Source organism: Paenibacillus sp. DP01 (genome assembly GCF_044784315.1).
GTDB classification, from domain to species: Bacteria; Bacillota; Bacilli; order Paenibacillales; family Paenibacillaceae; genus Paenibacillus; species Paenibacillus polymyxa.
In genome coordinates this window covers 4,917,173-4,939,868 of the sequence record NZ_CP173059.1, presented here as the reverse complement: position 1 = coordinate 4,939,868, position 22,696 = coordinate 4,917,173, and the positions used below count along the sequence as shown (strand labels likewise).

Below are 22,696 nucleotides of genomic sequence, written 5' to 3'. Positions count from 1 at the left end.
CGCATTTCCATTTTCCATTATAAGGCCAATCACCGAAAGGAGTTTTCAACCTTGAATAAAATCGTAGTTTATCAAGCTCGTCCTGACGAAGCGGCATACTTCAAAAAATTTGGGAATGAGTTTGATTTGGATATCAAATATGTGAATCAAGAGTTAAATGCCGAGACCGCAATTCAAGCGCAAGACGCTGAGGCTGTAACGATACAAGGGAGCAATAAAGCGGATCGAGCAACTTTGCAAGCTTTAAGTAAGGTTGGGGTCAAGTATCTCGCTTTAAGAAGCGCCGGATACAATTATATAGATAGAGCTGCAGCTAAAGAGTATGGCATTCGCTTTTCTAATGTTACCTACTCGCCCAATAGTGTCGCGGATTTTACTACGATGTTAATTCTAATGTGTGAACGTAAAGCACAACAAATTTTAGCGCGAGGCGCCGTACAGGATTACACTTTGGCAGGTATTCAAGGTAGAGAAATCAGAAACTTAACAGTGGGGATTATAGGTACTGGCCAGATCGGAGCTACTGTTGCCAGAAATCTTTCTGGATTTGGATGTAACATTATAGGTTACGATATTTACGAAAATGATAATCTAAAGGATTTGATAGAGTATGTTTCGCTGGAAAAGCTAATCTCCACTAGTGATGTGATCAGCCTGCATGCACCATTATTCGACAGCAACTACCATATGATTAATCGGGAAAGCATCGCTAAAATGAAGGATGGCGTCTGCATCGTGAATTGTGGGCGGGGACCACTAATTGATACCGAAGCGCTGATTCATGGCATTGAGACAGGCAAAGTAGGGGCTGCAGGACTGGATGTCATAGAAGATGAATTGGGAATATTTCATGAGGATCACCGTTTGAATGTTCTGAACAATCACCAACTGGCTATTTTAAAATCATTTCCCAATGTCATTGTAACGCCACATATGGCATTTTATACTGATCAAGCGGTGAGTGATATGGTAGAAATTGCGCTAAAATCGCTCAACTCTTTTATGAATAATGGCACGAGTCAGTGGGAAATCAAGAGTTAGTTATCTTGACTCAAGTGGTCATTTTCATTTTGGGTAGTACCAGCGCCGTTGATACCACTCGCAAATGTGTGGGTTAAACTAGGGATTTATTAAACACCTAATTATATTCAAGCTACGCATCGGTGATCGCCAGCTTTGAATAGACTTTCAGCGATTTTCTTTACGGACGGAGCATGGCTGAATCAATGCATCAAAAAAAGCAGCCACTACAGGCTGCTTTTATATTACAGGCTAATTGCTCGTGTCTTTACCTAAAATTCAATATCTATTCAGAACTCGTTAAGCCACGCTCCATTTTGCCATCGTTAGTAAAATTGACGTTGTTGGAACGCCAAGTGCAATTAAACATGTTCCCATTTGAATATCCATCCGCTTTTTTCATGCTTTTTAGTGATTATGAACTGGAGCTTCTATCTGTAGGTAAGTTCAACTGAAATATAAATGTGTTATTGGTGTGATTGAGCGTTAAGGTGCCTTGATGTAACTCAACAATATTCCTTGCTATGGAAAGTCCTAGCCCTGCTCCTGTTTGGATACCTTCGCTGCTTCTTGAGTGGTCAACTTTATAAAAACGGTCAAACAGCTTCTCTTTTTGATCTTGCGTGAGAGGAATTCCTTCATTTTCGACCTCAATCGTAATTTGCTCAGGAGTTGCTTGTAGTCGAATGCAAATGCGTCCCGGCTTTAAGGAATATTTTAAGGCGTTCATGAGAAGATTATCGATTGCTCTGGCCATTTTATCGCTGTCAACGGAGGTAATGATCGAGGAGTCACCGATATCCTTTACGATATATACACCGTTTTCTTGAGCAATGGGTTCGAACTCGAACAACAATTGATCCAAAAGTTGAAATAAATTGATCCTTCTCAGATTTAAATGGGTATCGACCGAAGTGAGCCGTGTATATTCAAACAAGTCATCCAGCAACTTCTTCAAATGAATCGCTTTGTTATAGGTGTTCTGAACAAAGCGCGTATATTCATCTTTATCTTGATATGAGTCTGTTCTTAAAAGCTCGATATAGCCGATAATGCTGGTCAGAGGCGTACGCAAGTCATGTGAAATACCAGTGATCAGCTCCATCTTGGATTTTTCTATTTCACGTTCTTTTACAATCTGCTGCTCTAAACGTTCGGTCATTCGATTGATGTTGTGCGCGACCCGTCCAAGTTCATCTTGCCGAACCACAGGTACCCGATAATGTAAATTGCCTTCAGAAATAAATTGAAGCCCTTGCTCCAATGTAATTAAGTCTCTAACGATTCGTCGTGTCAAAACTAAAAAAGTAAAGATAAACGTAACCATAAACAAGGGGGTAAGAAGATAAGGAAAAAAATTGCGAAACCAATGCCATTCCATGACATTGCTAATTTTCAGGAAAAGTAAAATGAGAATATCATTTATAGCAATAGCGATAATGAGACTCAGCACCATCCTGATTAAAATGTTGACCTGGATGCGTTTTTTTCGTTTTGGCTTTTGTATATGTTCATTCAATTTTGTAGCCAACTCCCCACACCGTTTTAATATATTGTGGATTTCTTGGGAATTGCTCTAATTTTTCTCGTAAATTACGAATATGAACCATCACCGTATTGTCAGAGAACCCGTATGGCGCTTTCCATACATTTTCGTAAATGTGCTCTGAACTAAAAACCTGTCCAGGGTGGCTGGCAAGCAAGATCAGGATAGAAAACTCTAGAGGAGTCAGCGAAATTTCATTCCCCTTTAACTTTACCGAATGTTTACTCTTATCAATCACCAGGTCCTTAATAAGGATAAGCGAATTAAATTCTTCTTTTCCTATTAATGACTGACGCCGTAGCTGCGCTTTTACGCGAGCAAGCAATTCTAACGGATTAAACGGTTTGATCATGTAGTCATCGGCCCCGGTAGTCAGCCCATTGATTTTATCAATATCTTCTTCTTTGGCTGATAGCATGATAATCGGAATATTCGAGATTTCCCTTATTTTAAGACATGCTTTGATCCCGTCCATTCGTGGCATCATGACATCTAGGATAACCAGATGAATTGATGTTTTCTTTATAGCATTCAGAGCTTCCTCCCCGTCAGCCGCTTCAATCACCTGGTATCCTTCATTGCGTAGATATACATGAATGACATCTCGAATTTCGGAGTCATCATCCACAACAAGGATTGTATTCATTACTGACTGCTCCTTTTTTAAAAATTGGTAGATTTAAGAGATTTAAGGTGCCATATTAAATTGTTATCCATAATTAGCCCACGTTCATTCCACCGTTTACATCGTTTCCCTTTTACGACAAACGTAAACGAAAGCAGGAGGGATATTGAGAGGCACCCAATCAATTTTTTCGATGATAAATTTTTCGGAAAGCTGCTTTTTCATTTGAAGTGAATATTGAAAGGCGATAAATAGGCCTCCAGGTTTGAGAGCTTTATAAATCTGTTCAACCAAAGTATCTCTCAATTCACGCTCAAAATTAAAAAAAGGTAGCCCGCTAAAAATACAATCCAACTGTTGAATGTTCTCTTGCTTCATTGCGTCTACTAAACGTGCAGCGTTCGGATGACAGGAGAAGTCTGGATATTCTGTCTGTAAATTATTCCTCATCGTCTCATCCATCTCAAATAATAACACTTTTGTTGCCTCACTTACCTGGGTATTGATACAACGTGTGATGGCACCAGTACCCGAACCGAGCTCTGCGACTGCCCTAACCTCGTTCCAAGGCGCTTGTTTAACCATTTTGGTCGCCAGAAACCGGGAGCTTGGTATAACACTTCCCACATTTTTTGGACTGTGAATAAAGCTTCGCAAAAATAAAAGATTTTCATTGAGTTTCAACCGATTATCCTCCATTACGGTTTATATACACAAATCATATTGAAAAAAACTAAGGAATTTATGAGTATATTTCTAAAGAAAATCTAAAGAATTCATCTATGGAAGGCTTAAAGTCTATGTCATCCAACCCAAAAAGCCTTACCAATCAAGTTGGTAAGGCTTTTTTATAAGAAGAAACAGTTAATTACTTTAGAATTTCTTTAGAAATATCCCTATAATCTCCTAAGATTTTTATACTAATATACTCTCATCGACATAACGAGGAGGTTAGAACATGATTAGCGATATTGTCTTACAGCTAGTCGATCATTATGGATATTTGTTTTTTTTCCTAGCCTTCTGCCTAGGCCCATTTGGGATTCCGGTTCCTAATGAGTTAACTATACTAACAGGTGGAATTTTGAGTAACAACGGAGTTTTAAACCCGTGGATTGTATATATGGTTATTCTCGCTGGTTTGTTTGTAGCAATTACATTTGCTTATTTTGCAGGCAGAATTTTTGGAGAGAAATTCAAACCAAAGTTTCAAAACAACCGTCATTTCTTGAAAGCAGAGAAACTTTTTGAACAACACGGAGATATTGCAATGTGTCTTGGAATGTTAATTCCAGTCGTTCGGTATATTCTGCCTGTGTTTGTTGGTCTCAACGGTGTCTCGTACAAGAAGTTTGCTTTGATTTCGTATTTGAGCGCGTTTGCTTGGACCACTACATTCTTTGCTTTTGGCAAATTCTTTGGACATCATATATTAAATTTGCTAGATACAATCGATCCTAAATTAGCCGTGGCTGCCCTAATAATAGCCGTTGGCACTTTTATCATAACGAAGTGGTTCAAGTTGATCTTTACTGCATGAGACGATGAATGAAATAAATAAGACAACACGGTTTGATTTTTTGAAACGATATAAGGAGAACTGTAATCAATGAAAAAAGTAATCTATCCCTATACCGATCAATATATCGTAGGCTCCAAAATTGTTCGTGATTCTTTGATTCAGTTAGGTGTTGAAGAGATGCAGATTTCGGATACAGGAATTCCTATTCGGCCGCAATTTTCTCAGTCCATGGAAAGAGTGAAAACGGCAAAGAAGCATGGTTTAGATCCTTATATGCCTACTGTGCTTGTGATGGGAGGAGGTTGCGGCATGATTGGCGATGGAAGCTCTACGATTCAGGAATTTGATCAATTGCCTCAACCTGTACAATTCATCATTGTTTGTGGGCATAATGAAAAGCTTCGAATTAAATTGAGTGAGAAGCTGAAAGGTTCCAAACATCGCATCCATTTAACAGGTTATATTCATTATGTTCATGAATTAATGGCCGTATCTGACATTATGATTACTAAGCCAGGAGGAGTTACGACTTTTGAGGCGATTGCTATGGAGCTGCCGATGCTACTTTGTAAGCCAATTCCTGGTCAAGAACAGGATAATGCCGATTTTTAGTTCGCTCCGGTGTAGCCATTCATGCAGAGACATCTCGGGATTTAACAAAGCAGCTATCGAAATTGCTAAATGATGCAAAACTTCTTCAGGAAATGAAGACAAATACTAAACGGTTCCATCCTAAAGAGTCCGCGTTTGCGTCATTAGAAGTTATTTTTGGAATTGTGAAAATGAACAATAGAGTCAATGGAATAAATATATGCTCCTAAAGAAAGACAAGCATTGATTCATTACTGTTAAAAAGGAGCAGGATTATGGAGCAGACATTCATAATTATCATCAGTGGATTACTCATCTACACGATTATTCCAACCCTTATGGTTCGACTATTTGGAATCGGGGTTTATAAAAGAGGAACGAGCAAGCAGCCCATTGCTTTGACCTTTGATGACGGTCCAGACCCAGAATATACGCCTCTTTTGCTTGATTTATTAAAGAAGCACAATATAAAGGTAACCTTTTTTGTCCTTGGTCGAAAAGCAGAGCAATATCCCGATCTAATCCAACGAATGCACAATGAGGGACATCTTGTTGGAATCCACAATTACGTGCATTGGTCCAATGCCTTGATGAGTCCTAAGAGGGTCCGTGAGCAGGTTAACAAAACGGCCAACGTCATTGATCGTATTATTGGGAAAAGAACCTTTTACTATCGGCCCCCATGGGGAGTTATCAACCTGTTTGACTTTTTTTTGATGAGGCAATTTCGTATGATTCTTTGGTCTGTTATTGTAGGTGATTGGAAAAGCTCTGGCGGCAAGCAAAAAATTAAGCAAAGGCTGCTGTCCAAGCTAAAGGGGGGAGCTGTCATTGTCCTTCATGATAGTGGACAGACGTTCGGAGCAGACAGGGAGGCACCTGCATATATGTTGGAGGCACTAAATGAATTTATCACTGAAGCATTATATACAGGGTATTCCTTTCATAGAGTAGATGCTGATCGTTAAACTGGCTAAGTACATGAGTTCGAGAAAAATTGAATCGAAAGGTTCTAAAATAAAACTTAAGCCAGGAACACATTTTGTTCGGGCTTAAGTTTTTTTACTTAGGTCTTTGATGAGGACCATAGGGGTGTCAGACATTTTCCATATTTTAATACAAGCCTTTTATGACAAAGTATCCCTCATTGCGCAAATATGCATGAAAAACGTCTTGAATCTCTGAATCGTCAGCTACAACAAGTATTGTATCCATTACATGGCACCTCTTTTTTTGCGACAGATATATACAAAAGCAGGAGGGAAATGCAGTCCAGCTGGCCGATGTCATCGTGATTTAATTTTTTAACTAATTGGCAAGCATTAGAATGGCACACGAAATCCGGGTATTCTGCCACTTTTGTTGATCCAGTTAATTGTGTCTTCATGCAACGTGTGATAGCACCTGTACCTGACCCAAGCTCTGCAACTGTCTTTACCTCATCCCAGGGTACAGACTCAACCACTTTAGCTGCCAAAAATCGAGAGCTAGGTATGAGGCTTCCCACTCGTTGTGGATTTGTGAGGAAACCTTGCAAAAAAAGTAGATATTCTTTGAAATTCATTTGTTTCTTCTCCATGATTTATTTTCTCCCTATTTTTTTCGTTTCGATATAAAAATAGTAACGAAAAAATCTAAGGATTTTACGAGGATATATCTAAAGAAAATCTGAAGAAAGAAACCCTGATATACGCTCGACGGGCTCTATAAAACTTAAGGAAATCTAAACATAATAGAGTTTAATGTTTAATTTGTCGAGTTTTTATGTAAACGCTATCATTATATAATTTTACTTAGAAAGGAGGTGAAAGTAAGAAAACACGGAATATGGTACACATAAGCGATGTACTGCAACAGAGAATCGAATGAAAAGCAGGTGTAGAATGCAAATATAAAAATTTCAGGAGGTAAAGTATGATTAAATTTAGTAAGAAAATGTTAACGGTAGTTCTTGCAGCTTCCATGAGTTTTGGGGTGTTTGCAACAACCTCAAGTGCAGCGACAGACTATTGGCAAAATTGGACCGATGGTGGTGGGACGGTCAATGCTGTTAATGGATCAGGCGGTAATTACAGCGTAACATGGAAGGATACCGGGAATTTTGTTGTCGGTAAAGGCTGGACTACTGGATCGCCCAACAGAACGATTAACTACAATGCCGGTGTCTGGGCGCCGTCTGGTAATGGATATTTGGCTCTCTACGGGTGGACGAGAAACTCACTTATCGAATACTACGTCGTGGATAGCTGGGGAACTTATCGACCTACCGGAACGTATAAAGGTACGGTGACCAGTGATGGAGGCACATATGACATCTACACAACAATGCGATACGACGCACCTTCCATTGAAGGCCAAAAAACGACGTTTATTCAGTACTGGAGTGTTCGACAGACGAAAAGACCGACCGGGGGCAACTCCACGATCACTTTCAGCAACCACGTGAACGCATGGGCGAGCAAAGGAATGCATCTGGGGAACAACTGGTCTTACCAAGTGTTAGCAACAGAAGGATATCAGAGTAGTGGAAGCTCTAACGTAACGGTGTGGTAACCACTCAACTGCAAACGGTTCAACGAACGGGAGCGATTGGCATTTCGTCACGGGGAAAGCAGGATGAGGGCTTAAAACCGTATTACAACATAAACAGGGAAATAACGCCGGAGACAAATACTTATCTGGAAACTGTATACGAAAACCCAACGAATTAGGAATTTGCGATATGTCTGGCAATGTAAAGGAATGGTGTTGGGATTGTTACGGAGACTAAAGGGATACGGTAGTTAATGAAACAGCGACAGTTGAGGACGAGTTCTCGTCCACGGCTGTCGCTGTTTTATGTATGGGTTAACATAATACCTAAGGTTGTCGAAAAGATGAGGAGGGGGTATAGTTTATATGTATGTATTTTGCTCGGGAAGAGGTTTATATGGCAACAATTCATGATGTGGCGTTAAAAGCGGGCGTGTCGGTCACTACAGTATCTCGTGTAATGAATAACCGGGGCTATATCAGCGAAGCTACACGCAAAAAAGTGTTCGATGCAATGGAAGAGCTTAATTATCAACCAAATGAAATAGCACGGTCCCTGCTACGCAAGCAGTCCAATATCATCGGTCTTATTATTCCCAATGTCTCTCATCCTTTCTTTAGTGAGCTTGCTAATCAGGTGGAGTATTATGCCTATCAGCAGGGGTGCAAGGTTCTACTCTGCAATTCGCATATGGACCCTGTGAAGGAAAAAGTATATATCGATATGTTAAAACGAAACCGGGTAGACGGCATCATTATGGGTAGCCATACCTTGGAAGTAGAAGAGTACCGACATTTGAATTCACCAATTGTGACATTTGACAGACAGATTGATCCACAAATCCCGTACATATCTTCGGACAATTATCGCGGAGGTGAGCTGGCTACGGAACTGCTCATTCGCAAAGGGTGCCGGAAAATTGCGCATATATGTGGAAATCTGGAGCTGAACATGCTGTCCAATGAGCGGACCACAGCTTTCCGGGATGTCGTGAACAGGAATAGTGTCGAGCATGTAATCGTTCAAACAGACCTGAATGTGTTCGACCAAAAGGAGTACGAGCGATTGATTTCCAAACTCGTTCATGAACATCCAGATGTGGATGGGGTGTTTGCAACAAGCGATATTATTGCAGCCTTTGCGCTGAAAGAATATATCCGCGCCGGACGGCATGTACCGGAGAATGTGCGTATTGTAGGCTTCGATGACGTGAGCGCTGCTTCCTGGCTGACGCCTGAACTTACATCGGTAAGACAGCCAATTGCAGAGATCGGCAGGTTGGCGGTCGAGCTGATTCGTAGACAGGCAGAGGGAGAGCAGGTACAGCCTGTTAATCGGCTGCCTGTTGAACTGATTGAGCGTGCAACGACCTGAATGAAATCTGTTCCTCTAACAAGGGGAACAGATTTTTTTTAGAGAATGTTAAAGGTTTAACATGTCAAACGATTGACATAGAATGATTCTTTGACATATAATCCGTTTGTAAGCGTTTTATTTAAGCGTTCAGAGCCATTACAGAAATAGGGGGATGACAACAGTGAGGAAATTCAAAAGAGTTCAATGGATGGTAATGCTGCTTCTTTTGGTTATGGTGGTGTCTGCATGCGGCGGCTCCGGAGGAGAAGGCAATTCAGCTTCTGGAGAGGGATCAGCGGATTCAGGAAATGTGAAAATTACACTTTTGAACTCTAAGGGTGAAATCCTTTCACAACTTGAGGATGCCGCCAAGGCGTTCCAGAAAGACAATCCCGGCATTACTGTTGAAATCCAGCCGGTTCCGGCCGGTGGATCGCCTTTTGAGCGTGCCTCTGCATTGTATGCATCCGGAAACCCGCCGACCATGATCATGCTTGATACAGGTGATGTGGAGAAATTCAAGGATCGTATCCTCGATCTAAGCGGAGAAAAGTGGAATGCGGACACTGTTGAAAACGCTACCACAACGACGACGTTTGACGGTAAAAATTACGCGTTTCCGCTGGCTGTTGAAGGCTACGGATTCATCTATAACAAAGCGGTTGTTGATAAAGCGGTAGGCGGAAGCTTTGACCCCACCACAATTAAAACCCGAAATGATCTTGAAAAGCTGTTTCAGCAAATCGAGGCATCTGGGAAGAAAGCATTGGTGATTTCACCAATGGATTGGTCCCTAGGCGCTCATTATTTGCCACTTGCTTATGCAGGCCAGAACAAAGACATGGCTGAAGTGGACAAATTTATGGCATCACTGAAAGCGGGCCAGGCTAACTTGGCTACCAATCCAGTATTTAACGGACTTATGGATACATTCGACGTCATGATGAAATACAATATCGATCAGGCTTCCCCACTGGCAGGCGCTTATGAGCGTGGACCAGAACTGCTTGGCAAAGGCGAAGTTGGTGTTTGGTTCATGGGCAACTGGGCATGGCCGCAAATCAGCGGTTTTGATACGGCTAACAAAGAATATGGTTTCTTGCCTGTACCCATCAGCAACAATGCTGATGACTACGGTAATCAGGAAATTTCATCCGCTGTTTCCAAGCGTATTGTCATTGACAAGGAGAAGAGTACGCCGGAGCAGCAAGAGGCAGCGAAGAAGTTCCTGAGCTGGATTGTCTATGATGCGAAAGGTCAGGATTTCCTCGTAAACAAAGCGAACATTATCCCAGCGTTCAAAAATATTACACTGCCTGCGGCCGATCCACTTGGCAAATCCATTCAGGATTATATTGCAAAAGGCAAGTCAGAGCAGTCGATGAGCTTGCTGCCGGCCGATCACTGGTCTAAGCTAGGATCTTCCATGCAAAAATATCTGGCGAAGCAGGGCGATCGCGCAACACTGGCTAAGGAAATCGAAAACTACTGGAAAAGCGTAAAATAAGGCTTATTTCAAATTACCCGGAAATAGAGAGAGAAATCCGAAACAAAGAGAGGGATCACCATGATTGCGGAAAAAGGAGTATGGAACCGGCTACGGTCACGGCTGCTGTTCACCGGACCAACCTTGTTTGCCTTCATAACGGTAATGATCATTCCATTTTTGTACGGCATTTATTTGACGTTCACAAACTGGGATGGTATTTCCACGACACTAACGCTGGTTGGCATCCAAAACTATCTGGCCGTTTTTCGGGATATTGAGTTTTGGAAATCGTTCGCCTTGACGCTCAAATATGTATTTTATACCGTTGTTCTTATCAATGTCATCGCTTTTATGCTGGCTTATGTGCTGACTAAAGGGTTAAAAGGACAGAGTATTTTCCGGGCAGGATTTTTCCTGCCCAACCTTGTCGGCGGTATTGTACTCGGTTTTATCTGGCAATTCATCTTCAACAACGTGCTGGTCTATTTGGGGCAACATGCCGATATTCAGGCGCTCAGCACGACTTGGCTGGCTGATCCTGACAAAGCGTTCTGGACACTCGTGATTGTAACCGTGTGGCAGAACGCGGGTTACATGATGGTCATTTATATTGCAGGATTGACGGGTGTACCGAATGATATTATGGAGGCTGCAAGCATTGACGGGGCGAACAGTTGGACCAGACTGCGGAAAATGGTGCTGCCCTTGATGGTTCCTTCTTTCATCGTATGTATATTTTTGTCCCTGCAGCGTGGGTTTATGGTCTATGACGTCAACCTCGCACTTACGAAAGGCGGGCCGTTCAGTAGTACTCAAATGGTGTCGATGCATGTGTATGAAAAGGCATTCCTTTCCCGTGATTATGGTGTAGGGCAGGCAGAGGCATTCGTACTGTTCCTGATGGTTGCTCTCATCACTCTGCTCCAGGTTTATTTTAGCAAGAAGTTGGAGGTGGAGGCGTAATGGCAAGCAAAAAAATCGCTTCCTCCATGATCAAATTCATTGTGCTAACAGTCCTACTCATATTATTCATCGTACCGTTCGTCTTTCTGCTGATCAATTCGTTCAAGGAAAATATAGCGATTACCTCAAATCCGTTATCGCTTCCAGAGAGCTTCAATATGACCAACTATATGAATGCATTTGATAAAATGAATTATATCACTGCATTCACTAACTCATTGGTCATAACGGTGTTAAGTGTCTTGTTTATCTCCCTGTTCGCGGCGATGACGGCTCATTATTTTGTCAGAAACAATACCAAGTTCAACCAATATACATTTATGCTGATGGTAGCTTCCATGATTATTCCATTCCAGGCCATCATGATTCCATTGGTGAAAATTTACGGCTCACTTGATCTGCTGAACAGCAAATGGTCGCTGATTTACATGTATATCGGTTTTGGTAGCTCGCTGGCCGTCTTCATTTATCATGGATTCGTAAAGAGTATTCCGAAGGAACTGGAGGAAGCGGCGCTGATTGACGGCTGCACGCGAATTCAAACCTTCTTCCGCATCGTGTTTCCGGTATTGATGCCTACGACGGCCACTATTTCCATTCTCAATGTACTGTGGATCTGGAATGATTTTCTGCTGCCTTCGCTCATTCTGGTCGATCCTGAGCAAAGGACGCTTCCGCTGTCCACGTACAACTTTTATGGAACCTACACAGTGGATTATGGGCCATTGATGGCAAGTTTGGTCCTAACCATATTTCCGATCATTATCATCTATCTGTTTGCCCAAAAATATATTATTCAGGGTGTTATGCAAGGTTCGATTAAATAACTGTAGGAGTAGGATGCCTTATCAAACATACTAGAGTGTATACGAGAGAAAATGCTGATCAATTTATTTCCCAATCCAAGCATATGCTTCGGCCGGATTATCGGCTGAACTATCATTTAATGGCTGAATTTGGCTGGATGAATGATCCGAACGGTTTCATTCAATATAACGGGCAGTATCACTTGTTCTATCAACATTATCCGTATAAATCGGTGTGGGGACCGATGCACTGGGGACACGCAGTCAGCCGCGATCTTATGAAGTGGGACTATCTACCGGTTGCTTTGGCTCCGGACGGTGAGTTCGACCAGGATGGCTGCTTCTCCGGCAGTGCGGTTGAGCAGGACGGGAAGCTTGTCCTGATGTATACCGGACATGTTGTAACCGGGCCCGACAAAGATCAGGATTACAAGCAGTCACAGGGAATTGCAGTATCAGAAGACGGAGTGACATTCGAAAAGTGGGAGGGCAACCCGGTCATCGGTTATGACGCCATACCGGACAGGGTCAGCCGCAAAGATTTTCGTGATCCCAAGGTGTTCAGGCACGAAGATCAATACTACGTCGTGCTTGGTTCTAATGACGCCCAAGGGAACGGGCTTGTACTGCTTTACCGATCTAAAGACTTGAGAAACTGGACGTATGTCAATGTGCTGGCTGTGAGTGACGGACGCTACGGCGATAATTGGGAGTGTCCGGATTTGTTCCCGCTCGGCGATCGGCACGTATTCATGCTATCTCCACAGCGCATGCCTGCCCAGGGGGAAGCTTACCGTAATCTGCATTCCACCATGTATGGTATAGGTGATTTCAATGCCGTGAACGGAACATTTACGGCAGAGCGGTATGCTCAGGTAGATCACGGATTCGATTTCTATGCCCCGCAGTCAACCTTGGATGATCAAGGGCGGCGTATCATTATCGGATGGATGGATATGTGGGAGTCGGAGATGCCAACCCAGCAGGGGCATCATTGGGCTGGTGCGATGAGTCTTCCGCGGGAAGCGGTGATCGACCACGACAGACTGCTGTTCCGTCCGCTTGAAGAGGTGGAGAATTACCGATCCAATCTGTTCGAGCAGCATGATATCTTACTGACAGGCGAGCATATTATGGAAACGTCCGGAGATAGCTACGAACTGAAGGCGGTATTTGAGTTCGAGGCTGGTAATACTGATGAATTCGGCTTGAAGCTGAGAGTGGGCGACGAAGAGGAAACGGTACTGTCGTATCGTCCCGATGACGGTCTATTCCGTTTTAACCGTGAGCGTGCTGGTATCGGACCGGGCGGAGAGAGAAGAGTACCCTTGGGCTTACAAGAGGGACGTTTGGAGCTGCGTATTTTCGTCGATAAAAGCTCTGTGGAAATATTCATCGGTGACGGTGAATACGTCCTCACAGGAAGAGTGTATCCCGGAATGGAATCAACAGGTATTCGTGCGTTTGCGAGCGGAAAATGTACGATGGTCTCGTTCCAGAAATGGGATATTCTCACATAGAATCGCATGACAAACAGGAGCCTGACCGTTGATGGTCAGGCTCCTGTTTTTTGTGGCCATTTTGCTCGTGGGATTTTAGGCGCGCTTATTTTGCAGATAAGCATCAAGATAAGCATCAATTTTGATGAGGGCTTCTTCTGTACCGCCGGATTGCTGGAAGCTATTATTTATTTTTTGTACGCCCTCTTTATACGCTGCGTTTGACACGACCTCACGTACGGCATCTCTTAACGATTGTGCATTGATTTGATCTTTAGTTATTCGATAGCCAGCCTGAAGTTCAGTTAACCGCTGTGCGACCATGGGCTGATCTTTGTCCTGAGGCAGCACTACCAAGGGGACATTAAAGTGAATTCCTTCATTCACACTGTTCATTCCACCATGAGTAATAAATACATCTGTATGACGTAATACCTCCAATTGAGGTACATAGGGTGAGATGATAAAGTGCCCAGGGGCTGGATTAATTTTGGTAAAGTCAGCTTTTTCGCCAGCTGCAATCACGACGATGCCTTCAAAATCGGAAAAAGCCTCAATGCAGGTGTTAAAAAAGTCCTCAGTATGGTCTAGAACAGTTCCCATCGAAATATACAAAACCTTTTTACCCTGTAGTCTGTCTAGCGGGAATGAATTTTCTCTTTTGCGCTCCGGGAAGCTGGGGCCAATAAAAAGATGCTCGTCCCCAAATTGTTCACCATTCGGTTGAAAATATCTGCTCGTATATACGACATTCAAAGCTCCTGAATTGTTCATAAATTGAACCAGCTCTTTGGGAGCAACACCGAACCTTTCTTTCATGAGATGCAGTGAAGATGTGACTTGTTCATCAGGCTGAAACGGTACTTTAGCGTCGGAGCGGAAGAGATTGGCGGCCATCAGATGATTTGAAATGAGAAAAGATGGGGATGAAGAAATGCCTGGAATATTCAAATAATCTCTTACTAATTCACCAGCTCCGAATCGATCATAGAACACCAAGTCAAATTGAATACGCTCGGACAGCTCCTGAGTGATGGCTAAGATGTCCATCGAAGTCTGGATATGAATATTCAAAAATGCGTTCAGTCCTGCCGGAGTGTTGGTATCAATGGAAGCAGTCCTGACCAGATCAGGATGCAGGTGAACCTTCGCTCCAACTGCTTCGAGTCTATTCTTGTATTTCTCAGTTGTAATGTAATGAACCTGGTCCCCTCGTGCTGCAAAGGCTTGTGTGATCCCAAGCGTGGGGTTTACATGTCCTTCTGCCGGAAAATTAACCATTAATACATTTAACATCCATCCTTACTCCTTTCCTTCTCTTTCATTTAAGATGCAGTTTTAACTGAATCTCTCAATCCATAATAACAATAATATTTATTTTTTCAAATGATATCCTTTCATGATTGCGTTTTAAAACAGTCAATATAATTCAAAAGAATAAGACAAGGACATGTTGGCATGAAATGTGTATAACAAATATTTACCTCGTGCATAGTAAAGACGAACCTATTTAGCGAGGGAGGTTTTTTCTAAATGAATGTCCAAAGAGCACAAGAAATAGCGTCCTCTTCCATCATGGCAAATGTGTTGTGCGATGGGTTACCCATCTACATTCAGCATGTGAACGAACAACGTGAGACGGCACGGATCTATGCGCTGAACAATCCGGAAGAGGAACGGGAAGTGCCTTTGTACGCGTTAACAGAACGAGATCAAACCCTTGAATAGAAAGGAGCGACATGAAAAGTGAAACCCAATCAACAGAAAGAGATCGAGGCAGATCGTTTGAATTTTCGTGATGAGACGGACGATGTGGTCAGAGAAGTACCGGCCACAACAGATGCCAGCGAAGCTGTTGCAGCAATGACCTCGCACATCAATAAATATGATGTACCAGATGAGTTGGAAGAAGAATAGGGAGTGGACAAGCGCGCACAGGATAACCTGCTGCGTGCTTTTTATATGACGTATAATTGGATCGTATCGAACAAAAAGTATTCAATGCCCAAACGTACAAGTGAAGTTGCCCGTGTGTACGTTTTTTTCTTTTCGTTTTTTTGTAAAATAAGTTATACATGATTTGTGTTCAAACGAAATGGACCCGCTGCTCATAGCAGCATTGTCTCTAATAAGTTGAAAAGCATGAATTCAGAATTGTAGGAGGGAATTATGAACGATGAATTCAATGTACAGGTTCAAAATCTAGATCCGGAAATAAGTGCAGGTGAAGTTGAGAACAAGGACATTTCGAAAATATTAACTATTATATGGATTTTTATAATTTATAGTGAGTCTGTCATTCTTCAACATTTGTTCGGTGGTTTATATCTGCTGCAAATTTCCTTGTTTACTGTAATCATCATATTGCACATCCTCTTGTACTTGCATGCTCATAGAGTTGCAAAATATTTTTCATGGGCTTATTTTGTTGTACAAGGGGGCTTGATCTTTGCAAGTGCATTTCTTCTACCTGACAGTTTCTCCATAGTACTGGTGGGGCTAATGCCCGTTTTGGTGGGTCAGAGTATAGGTATTTATTATAAGCCGCTCAAGGTTATTCTTGTATTTTTGATCTCCTATGTGCTTTTTTGTGTGGCTGTGGTCTCTCACAATGAGGGCAGGCAATTTGTGTTGTTCATCCCGCTATTTTTTCTAATTGTCGTTGTTATAGTAGCTTATGCGGTTCTTTTTCTCAAACAAGTCAAAGCACGAATCCGCACGCAAAATGTTCTGAAAGAGCTTGAAGCCGCACATCAAAAGGTGGAAGAACTTACAATTGCCAATGAACGACAACGTATGGCTCGTGATCTGCATGATACGCTGGCTCAAGGGCTTGCTGGGCTAATCATGCAGCTTGAAGCCATTGATGCTCATCTGACAAAAGGAAGTACGCAAAGGGCTCAGGAGATCGTCCAACAATCGATGTCACAAGTGCGAAGAACATTGTCTGATTCGAGACGAGCTATAGACAATCTGCGTTCGAAAACCATCTCGGAGGTTGATTTTGCAGAGGCCGTGGAGGAAGAAATACAGCGATTTACTATGGCTACGAGCATTCGAGTAATACGCAACATCAAAATTAAAGCTTCCGTCCCCAGACTGTTGTTCGAACATGGATTGTTTATAATAAGCGAATGTTTAACCAATGTAGCGAAGCATTCACATGCGAATACCGTATGGATTCATATTTTAGATAACGAAGGCAAGATTGAAATCGAGATTCGCGATGATGGCAAAGGATTTGATAAGGATATTATTGCCAAGCAGACAGGACATTACGGAATTATAGGTATGCATGAACGTGTACGGATGCTGGGTGGAAACATAAATATCAACAGTATAGTTCAAGAAGGTACAGCTATAAAAATAGAGGCGCCTCTTACTAAAGGAGACCTATCATGAAATACAAGATTTTAATCGTCGATGATCATTGGGTCGTTAGAGAAGGGTTAAAGCTGGTGTTGGAGACCAATGACAGCTATGAAGTTATTGGTGAAGCCGGAGAAGGTACAACAGCTCTTAAACTGATCAAAGAACTCCAACCGGATGTCATATTGTTGGATTTATATATGCCACAAATGAGTGGTTTGGAAACTATGAAAGCCCTCAGAGAAAAACAAAATGAAACGCCAGTCATTATCCTGACTACCTATAACGAAGATGATCTCATGATTAAAGGACTTTCTTTAGGGGCAAAGGGATATTTGTTAAAAGATACCAGTCGGGAAAACTTATTTCGCACGATTGAGTCAGCACTTAGAGGCGAAACGTTGCTTCAGCCAGAAATAACAGCTAGGGTGTTCGCTGCAACGAATAAGAAAGAAGCCAAGCCAGAGCCGCACGAAAGCAGCTTAGTTCTTACTGATAAGGAAAGGCACATATTAAAGTCGGTTGCACACGGTTTTAAAAGCAAAGAAATTGCCTTTGATATGGGGATTTCCGAGCGTACCGTCAAAGCGCATTTAACGAATATTTATAACAAGCTTGGTGTTGATTCTAGATCCGAAGCCGTTGCTGTTTCGTTGGAGCGTGGTATTTTACAGCTTTAGAGATGTTAACTAAATATATGTTATTTCATTGCCCAGTCGTACATAAGGTGCTTGCCCCTTTGTACGATTTTTTTGTGTGTTCATTGTTATAACATGAAACAAGAAATGAAAAAGTTTACTTGACCCACGGGTTGCTGATAGCACCTTTAGAAGAGAGAATCAGGGAGGATGACATGAAGTTGAAGAGAAAAGGAATCAGGATCATGATTACAGGGATTGCATTAGCTATAGTAGCTTCCGGTTGCTCCAGTGCAACGGAGAACTCTGTAACACAAGCCAGTCACCCAGTAAAAGTAGAGAAGCTTGTAATGAAACCTTTGGCCAATGATTTTAATTTGGCAGGAACATTACAGGCAAGTAATGAAGCTAGTGTTTCCTTTGAAGCGGATGGACGTATATTGAACACTATGGTGGAGGTAGGGGACTCCGTAGAAAAAGGGAGCGTCCTTGCGAAGTTAGATACATCTGCCTACCAGTTGCAGCTGGATCGGGCCAAGGCAACCATGGAGAAGGCAAAGGCCGGTCTTAGCCAAGCGGAGGCTTCCATTCAATCGGCACAGGCTGGTATCCATAGTTCGCAATCCCAGGTCGATGCGGCCCAATCGAAATTGCAGGAATTGAACAATGGCGCCAAAAAACAGGAAATTGCCCAGTCACAAAATGCGGTTACTGCGGCAACCAATGCTTACAATAAGAAAAAGGCGGATGCCGCACGGACGCAGAGCCTGTTCCAGGCAGGCGCAGCATCATTGTCGGAAAATGAGAATGCACAGCTGGAATTAACGAATGCACAAAAAAGTTTAAGTGACGCACAAGAGCAGCTGTCTCTCTTGCTTGCAGGCGCCTCGCAGGAACAACGTACCCAGGCTTCAGCTGGTATAGAGCAGGCCAGAGCAGGGCTGGAGACCGCTATTGCTACGAAACAGCAAGGGCTAGCCAGTAAAGCTCAAGCGCAGGCTACCTATGAGGATGCATTGGCTGCTTATGAACAGTCATCCTTGTCACTTAAAAAAGCGACTTTAACCTCCCCGATCACTGGCGTGGTCATTGAAAAAAAAGTAGCCGATGGTCAACTGGGCTCCAGTGGAAGTGAGGCATTCATTGTCGGGAATATCAAGACCTTAAAAGTACTTCTGCCCGTACCGGACAGCGAAATCTTATCATGGAAGAAAAACCAAAAAGTAAATATTTCTCTCTATGATGAAATTAGAACAGGGACTGTTACTCAGATTTATCCATCCACGAATACCAAAACGGGCAGTATTAATGTGGAAGTCAGCATTCCTAATTCTGAACTGAATTGGAAACCTGGTCAAGTCATCAGCGCATCTAAAAGTGTGAATCAAGCGGAAGCACTGTTAGTGCCTGTGGAAGCCGTGATTAGCAATGGAAGTGACCCTTATATATTTAAAGCTGTGAATGGTAAGGCTGTTAAAACCACGATTAAAGTGGGAAAAGTGACGAATAATCAATTCGAAGTTCTCTCCGGACTACAGGCAGGCGATCAAATCGTTACACAAGGAGCAGGAACCTTATTTAATGGCGATTTAATTGGGAATGATGTGCTTGGGAAATCGGAGGAGTCGTCCGAATGATTAAATATATTGTTAAAAAGCAGAAAATTACGCTTATTTTCTTTGGCATGTGCATACTGCTAGGGCTCTTCAATTTTACATCATTACCCAAACAGGAGCAGCCTGATGTTATTCCTATGACAGCTAGTGTTACAACGATCTATCCGGGTGCCTCACCTGAAAGAATCGAGCAAACCATTACTAAGATCATGGAACAGAAAATTAAAGCAGTACAAGGTGTCAAAACGATTTCCTCTACTTCATCGAAAGGCCAATCCAGTATCATCATAGAAGCTTTGAATGATGCGGACCCGACCAAAGTATGGGCTGATCTTCGTACGAAGGTGCAGGATGCACAATCTGAGCTTCCAGAGGATGCGATGCAGCCTATGATCAATGATAGCATGACTAGCTCTTTCATTGGTTCATATGCGATTACTTCTGATAAGGTGGAGGATTTATATTCGTTAAATGAATTAATGAACAAATGGAAAGATCAATTAAAAACAGTCCCTGGTATTTCGCAGGTCAATATTCAAGGAGTACCCGAGCAAGAGGTACGAGTTAGTTTAGACACGCAAAAGATGCAACAATATAACCTCTCCTGGGAGCAGGTTGTCCAAGCGATCAAGGATGAGAATGATAGAGTACCTACAGGAAGTATGGATTTCAATGAGCGTACTTATCAGCTGACGGTAAATGCCTCAACGGACCCATCGATTCTGAATAACGTCCAGATTTCAAGCAATGACGATGGATTTCCGATATCTTTGAAGGATATAGGTACTGCCTCGCTTGTTTTTAAAAAAGCAGCTAGTTATACGTATGTGAATACCAAGCCTGCTATTTCGATCAGTGTAAGCGGGGATATAGGAACGGATGTGCCGACGGTATCCAAAGCAACAACAGCTAAAATCAATCAGCTTGCGAGCAGTTTGCCGAAGAATGTACATTTTGAACTGCTTTTTGCACAAAATGATCGAGTGAGTGATATATTTGGAAACCTGACCAAAGAGATGATTATTGCTATTTTATCGGTCATTGTGATATGTACTTTAGGTTTGAATTTGCTAACTTCTGCATTTGTAGCGTTGGCCATTCCTGTTTCCATCGCCATCGGCTTTATTTTCTTGCCCATGACAGGAACTACGCTGAATCAAATATCAGTCATCGGACTCATCATCGTGCTAGGGATATTGGTTGATGATGCGGTCGTGGTCAATGACAACATTGAACGCCGACGCTCTGAATTTGGGGAAAATGCTACGGAGGCAGCCGTTAAAGGAACCAAAGAGGTATCCTTATCGATCGTTACAGCTACGCTAGCTATGGTTGCAGCATTTGCCCCGCTGTTATTCCTGCCGGGTAATATCGGAGACTTTATTAAACCGATCCCTACCGTTATTTCGTTAACCATGCTGGCTTCCATGATTATGTCACTAACGATTATTCCTATTTTCCGCCAATGGTATGATCAACGTCGTAAAGGAAAAGAGAGGAACCAAACCGTTAAGCCACCTGGGCTTCTGGGGCATCAAATCCAGTCTCTATCCAATGTGTACTCTAAAAACTGGATGCCAAGAATACTACGGCGTCCACTTTTAACAGCGCTGGTTGGTCTTATGATTGGTACAGCCGCTTATGGACTACTTGCGGTTGTTCCCATTCAACTATTCCCAGAATCCGATCAAGCAGATGCCACCATCAGCGTAACGATGCCAGAAGGAACGTCGTTGCAGGCAACCAATCGGGTTATTAACGAGATTGGCATGTGGGTCAAAAAACAACCAGAAACAGAACGGTTGTCAGCAACGGCAGGTGGAGGAGCGCCTCAGATGTATAGCGATGTTGCAGGCGGTCACGGCTCCGGGGGAGCGGTCAACGGTCAACTTGCTATCGTTGGAAAAGAGGGGCTATTCGATCTCCAAAAAACAGTGGATAGCTGGACTCATACGCTTCAAGCCAAATATCCATCTGCATTGATCAGCATTCGGGTTCCTCAATTAGGTATCCCGGTCGGCAGTGCGGTGTCTATCCGTATGAAGGGAGAAGACATTGATAAACTGCAAAACATGACAGCTAAAGTCAAAGAAATGGTTGCGGCGACCCCCGGAGCTGTTGATGTGACCGATAATATGGGAATGCAAAGCTATAATCTGAATTTCCAAGTCAATCCACAAGCATTGGATAAATATCGGGTTAGCTATTCCAATTTGACACGTACGCTGCTGTTAATGGGTGACGGAGTTAATGTAACGGATTTTGATACAGGTAAGGAACTACTAGATATCAATATATACATGAATAAACCAAACGATGATCCTGAGGTATTGTTCCAGCAATTAAGTGTAACCAATGCGGCAAAAGAGCAAATTCCCTTATCCCAGTTAGTCACGATGAAACCGGACTTTTCCATTCAGCAAATCCACCGCTATGATTTGGAGCGGACAGTAACGATCTCAGCCAATGCAAATGGGCGTACGGCTACAGAACTCACTAATGACATCCGTAGCAAACTAACCCATACACAGTTTGAACCAGGCTATACCTGGGAGATGGGCGGAGAAACATCCGCGCAATCTGATATTTTTACAGATCTGGGCAAGTTAGCTATTATTGTTGTGTTTCTCATCCTGCTCTTGATCACGATGCAGTTTTACTCCGTCTCCACACCGCTCATTATTATGACCACTGTGTATCTGGCAGCGGCAGGCGGAATTCTTGGAAGCTTTATTTCAGGTATGCCAATTGGATTCATGAGTATTATGGGTATCATTTCACTGGCCGGTATCGTCGTGCGCAACGGTATTGTGTTGATAGAGTTTATTGAAGATGCGCGGCGTGAAGGAGCCGAACTGACAGACGCAATTCTTATGGCATGTTCTGCCCGTTTCCGTCCGATCTTGCTTACTTCGCTAACTGCGATTGTGGGTATGATCCCTATTGCCACAATAGGGGAAATCCTCTTCAAACCGTTGGCAACGACCATTATTTTTGGACTGATCTTTTCGACCATTTTAACCTTGTTTGTTGTTCCGACTCTGTATATGGTCGTAGCTCATCTGAAGCGGAAGCAGAAGCAGGAAAAGTCTATAAATACCGATAGCTCATTGACCATGTAGG

At 42.7% G+C, this 22,696-nt stretch carries 21 protein-coding genes and 2 pseudogenes; 17 read left to right on the top strand and 6 right to left on the bottom strand.

Features of this window, described 5'->3' with window-relative positions; genetic code table 11:
• Nucleotides 1-51 precede the first annotated feature (51 nt).
• Complete coding sequence (locus ACH59B_RS21880) at nucleotides 52-1,041, top strand: D-isomer specific 2-hydroxyacid dehydrogenase family protein (protein ID WP_404302667.1); 990 nt, start codon at nucleotides 52-54, stop codon at nucleotides 1,039-1,041.
• A 274-nt stretch (nucleotides 1,042-1,315) separates the two neighbouring features.
• Here the strand turns inward: ACH59B_RS21880 and ACH59B_RS21875 are convergent.
• The 4 genes and pseudogenes from ACH59B_RS21875 to ACH59B_RS21860 all read right to left on the bottom strand — a co-directional run.
• Nucleotides 1,316-1,420, bottom strand: a pseudogene (locus ACH59B_RS21875) (beta-glucanase); the annotation flags it as partial.
• Nucleotides 1,421-1,435: 15 nt separating this feature from the next.
• Nucleotides 1,436-2,539, bottom strand: coding sequence for a cell wall metabolism sensor histidine kinase WalK (locus ACH59B_RS21870; protein WP_016820434.1), 1,104 nt, complete (start codon nucleotides 2,537-2,539; stop codon nucleotides 1,436-1,438).
• Nucleotides 2,532-3,212, bottom strand: coding sequence for a response regulator transcription factor (locus tag ACH59B_RS21865; protein ID WP_017425615.1), 681 nt, complete (start codon nucleotides 3,210-3,212; stop codon nucleotides 2,532-2,534). Before ACH59B_RS21865 ends, ACH59B_RS21870 begins: the two co-directional genes overlap by 8 nt.
• A 96-nt stretch (nucleotides 3,213-3,308) precedes the next feature.
• Nucleotides 3,309-3,875: a class I SAM-dependent methyltransferase gene (locus ACH59B_RS21860; RefSeq protein ID WP_016820432.1), complete on the bottom strand. Its 567-nt coding sequence runs from the start codon at nucleotides 3,873-3,875 to the stop codon at nucleotides 3,309-3,311.
• 274 nt (nucleotides 3,876-4,149) lie between these two features.
• On the opposite strand from ACH59B_RS21860, the gene ACH59B_RS21855 reads away from it, so the two are divergent.
• From ACH59B_RS21855 to ACH59B_RS21845, 3 genes are all read left to right on the top strand, one after another.
• Nucleotides 4,150-4,731 carry a DedA family protein gene (locus tag ACH59B_RS21855; protein WP_045244974.1) on the top strand — a complete coding sequence of 194 codons (582 nt, stop codon included), beginning with the start codon at nucleotides 4,150-4,152 and terminating at the stop codon, nucleotides 4,729-4,731.
• Nucleotides 4,732-4,800: 69 nt separating this feature from the next.
• Nucleotides 4,801-5,325 carry a glycosyltransferase gene (locus ACH59B_RS21850; protein WP_404302663.1) on the top strand — a complete coding sequence of 175 codons (525 nt, stop codon included), beginning with the start codon at nucleotides 4,801-4,803 and terminating at the stop codon, nucleotides 5,323-5,325.
• A gap of 254 nt (nucleotides 5,326-5,579) precedes the next feature.
• A complete protein-coding gene (locus tag ACH59B_RS21845) occupies nucleotides 5,580-6,272 on the top strand; it encodes a polysaccharide deacetylase family protein (RefSeq protein ID WP_404302661.1) in 693 nt (230 codons plus the stop codon).
• Nucleotides 6,273-6,493: 221 nt separating this feature from the next.
• Here the strand turns inward: ACH59B_RS21845 and ACH59B_RS21840 are convergent, their stop codons facing one another.
• Nucleotides 6,494-6,883 (bottom strand): hypothetical protein, encoded by a 390-nt coding sequence (locus ACH59B_RS21840; protein ID WP_404302659.1) that lies wholly within the window; start codon nucleotides 6,881-6,883, stop codon nucleotides 6,494-6,496.
• A gap of 335 nt (nucleotides 6,884-7,218) precedes the next feature.
• Here ACH59B_RS21840 and ACH59B_RS21835 point away from each other — a divergent pair, with 335 nt between their 5' ends.
• From ACH59B_RS21835 to ACH59B_RS21805, 7 genes and pseudogenes are all read left to right on the top strand, one after another.
• On the top strand, nucleotides 7,219-7,857 hold the full coding sequence (locus tag ACH59B_RS21835; RefSeq protein ID WP_016820426.1) for a glycoside hydrolase family 11 protein: 639 nt from the start codon (nucleotides 7,219-7,221) through the stop codon (nucleotides 7,855-7,857).
• A gap of 112 nt (nucleotides 7,858-7,969) precedes the next feature.
• Nucleotides 7,970-8,074 (top strand): annotated as a pseudogene (locus ACH59B_RS21830) (SUMF1/EgtB/PvdO family nonheme iron enzyme); the annotation flags it as partial.
• Between the two features lie 132 nt (nucleotides 8,075-8,206).
• A complete protein-coding gene (locus ACH59B_RS21825; protein ID WP_153794252.1) occupies nucleotides 8,207-9,211 on the top strand; it encodes a LacI family DNA-binding transcriptional regulator in 1,005 nt (334 codons plus the stop codon).
• Between the two features lie 163 nt (nucleotides 9,212-9,374).
• Nucleotides 9,375-10,700 carry an ABC transporter substrate-binding protein gene (locus ACH59B_RS21820; protein WP_404302657.1) on the top strand — a complete coding sequence of 442 codons (1,326 nt, stop codon included), beginning with the start codon at nucleotides 9,375-9,377 and terminating at the stop codon, nucleotides 10,698-10,700.
• A 60-nt stretch (nucleotides 10,701-10,760) separates the two neighbouring features.
• Entirely contained in the window at nucleotides 10,761-11,645 is an 885-nt protein-coding gene (locus ACH59B_RS21815; RefSeq protein ID WP_017425609.1) for a carbohydrate ABC transporter permease, read from the top strand.
• A complete protein-coding gene (locus ACH59B_RS21810; RefSeq protein ID WP_019688687.1) occupies nucleotides 11,645-12,472 on the top strand; it encodes a carbohydrate ABC transporter permease in 828 nt (275 codons plus the stop codon). Before ACH59B_RS21815 ends, ACH59B_RS21810 begins: the two co-directional genes overlap by 1 nt.
• 35 nt (nucleotides 12,473-12,507) lie before the next feature.
• Nucleotides 12,508-13,971, top strand: a complete 1,464-nt coding sequence (locus ACH59B_RS21805) for a glycoside hydrolase family 32 protein (RefSeq protein WP_016820421.1) — start codon at nucleotides 12,508-12,510, stop codon at nucleotides 13,969-13,971.
• Between the two features lie 75 nt (nucleotides 13,972-14,046).
• Here ACH59B_RS21805 and ACH59B_RS21800 read toward each other — a convergent pair whose 3' ends face one another.
• Nucleotides 14,047-15,246, bottom strand: coding sequence for a macrolide family glycosyltransferase (locus tag ACH59B_RS21800; protein ID WP_404302654.1), 1,200 nt, complete (start codon nucleotides 15,244-15,246; stop codon nucleotides 14,047-14,049).
• A gap of 237 nt (nucleotides 15,247-15,483) precedes the next feature.
• Here ACH59B_RS21800 and ACH59B_RS21795 point away from each other — a divergent pair, with 237 nt between their 5' ends.
• The 6 genes from ACH59B_RS21795 to ACH59B_RS21770 all read left to right on the top strand — a co-directional run bounded on the left by ACH59B_RS21795 (nucleotide 15,484) and on the right by ACH59B_RS21770 (nucleotide 22,695).
• Nucleotides 15,484-15,678 (top strand): H-type small acid-soluble spore protein, encoded by a 195-nt coding sequence (locus ACH59B_RS21795; protein ID WP_016820419.1) that lies wholly within the window; start codon nucleotides 15,484-15,486, stop codon nucleotides 15,676-15,678.
• A gap of 18 nt (nucleotides 15,679-15,696) precedes the next feature.
• Nucleotides 15,697-15,867 carry a hypothetical protein gene (locus tag ACH59B_RS21790; RefSeq protein ID WP_180361612.1) on the top strand — a complete coding sequence of 57 codons (171 nt, stop codon included), beginning with the start codon at nucleotides 15,697-15,699 and terminating at the stop codon, nucleotides 15,865-15,867.
• A gap of 252 nt (nucleotides 15,868-16,119) precedes the next feature.
• Nucleotides 16,120-17,352 carry a sensor histidine kinase gene (locus tag ACH59B_RS21785; protein WP_016820418.1) on the top strand — a complete coding sequence of 411 codons (1,233 nt, stop codon included), beginning with the start codon at nucleotides 16,120-16,122 and terminating at the stop codon, nucleotides 17,350-17,352.
• The gene (locus ACH59B_RS21780) at nucleotides 17,349-17,999 is read left to right on the top strand and encodes a response regulator (RefSeq protein ID WP_404302651.1); all 651 of its coding nucleotides are present in this window, start codon (nucleotides 17,349-17,351) and stop codon (nucleotides 17,997-17,999) included. Before ACH59B_RS21785 ends, ACH59B_RS21780 begins: the two co-directional genes overlap by 4 nt.
• Before the next feature lie 173 nt (nucleotides 18,000-18,172).
• Nucleotides 18,173-19,594: an efflux RND transporter periplasmic adaptor subunit gene (locus ACH59B_RS21775; RefSeq protein ID WP_404302649.1), complete on the top strand. Its 1,422-nt coding sequence runs from the start codon at nucleotides 18,173-18,175 to the stop codon at nucleotides 19,592-19,594.
• The gene (locus ACH59B_RS21770; protein ID WP_404302647.1) at nucleotides 19,591-22,695 is read left to right on the top strand and encodes an efflux RND transporter permease subunit; all 3,105 of its coding nucleotides are present in this window, start codon (nucleotides 19,591-19,593) and stop codon (nucleotides 22,693-22,695) included. Before ACH59B_RS21775 ends, ACH59B_RS21770 begins: the two co-directional genes overlap by 4 nt.
• The last annotated feature ends 1 nt before the right edge of the window (nucleotide 22,696 follow it).

What these genes read in the sequence shown, in the direction of transcription:
- ACH59B_RS21770 (WP_404302647.1), top strand. Translation starts at nt 19,591, where the DNA reads ATGATTAAATATATTGTTAAAAAGCAGAAAATTACGCTTATTTTCTTT.
- ACH59B_RS21835 (WP_016820426.1), top strand. Translation starts at nt 7,219, where the DNA reads ATGATTAAATTTAGTAAGAAAATGTTAACGGTAGTTCTTGCAGCTTCC.
- ACH59B_RS21840 (WP_404302659.1), bottom strand. Translation starts at nt 6,883, where the DNA reads ATGGAGAAGAAACAAATGAATTTCAAAGAATATCTACTTTTTTTGCAA.
- ACH59B_RS21810 (WP_019688687.1), top strand. Translation starts at nt 11,645, where the DNA reads ATGGCAAGCAAAAAAATCGCTTCCTCCATGATCAAATTCATTGTGCTA.
- ACH59B_RS21785 (WP_016820418.1), top strand. Translation starts at nt 16,120, where the DNA reads ATGAACGATGAATTCAATGTACAGGTTCAAAATCTAGATCCGGAAATA.
- ACH59B_RS21795 (WP_016820419.1), top strand. Translation starts at nt 15,484, where the DNA reads ATGAATGTCCAAAGAGCACAAGAAATAGCGTCCTCTTCCATCATGGCA.
- ACH59B_RS21865 (WP_017425615.1), bottom strand. Translation starts at nt 3,212, where the DNA reads ATGAATACAATCCTTGTTGTGGATGATGACTCCGAAATTCGAGATGTC.
- ACH59B_RS21845 (WP_404302661.1), top strand. Translation starts at nt 5,580, where the DNA reads ATGGAGCAGACATTCATAATTATCATCAGTGGATTACTCATCTACACG.
- ACH59B_RS21780 (WP_404302651.1), top strand. Translation starts at nt 17,349, where the DNA reads ATGAAATACAAGATTTTAATCGTCGATGATCATTGGGTCGTTAGAGAA.
- ACH59B_RS21825 (WP_153794252.1), top strand. Translation starts at nt 8,207, where the DNA reads ATGTATTTTGCTCGGGAAGAGGTTTATATGGCAACAATTCATGATGTG.
- ACH59B_RS21850 (WP_404302663.1), top strand. Translation starts at nt 4,801, where the DNA reads ATGAAAAAAGTAATCTATCCCTATACCGATCAATATATCGTAGGCTCC.
- ACH59B_RS21815 (WP_017425609.1), top strand. Translation starts at nt 10,761, where the DNA reads ATGATTGCGGAAAAAGGAGTATGGAACCGGCTACGGTCACGGCTGCTG.
- ACH59B_RS21775 (WP_404302649.1), top strand. Translation starts at nt 18,173, where the DNA reads ATGAAGTTGAAGAGAAAAGGAATCAGGATCATGATTACAGGGATTGCA.
- ACH59B_RS21855 (WP_045244974.1), top strand. Translation starts at nt 4,150, where the DNA reads ATGATTAGCGATATTGTCTTACAGCTAGTCGATCATTATGGATATTTG.
- ACH59B_RS21800 (WP_404302654.1), bottom strand. Translation starts at nt 15,246, where the DNA reads ATGTTAAATGTATTAATGGTTAATTTTCCGGCAGAAGGACATGTAAAC.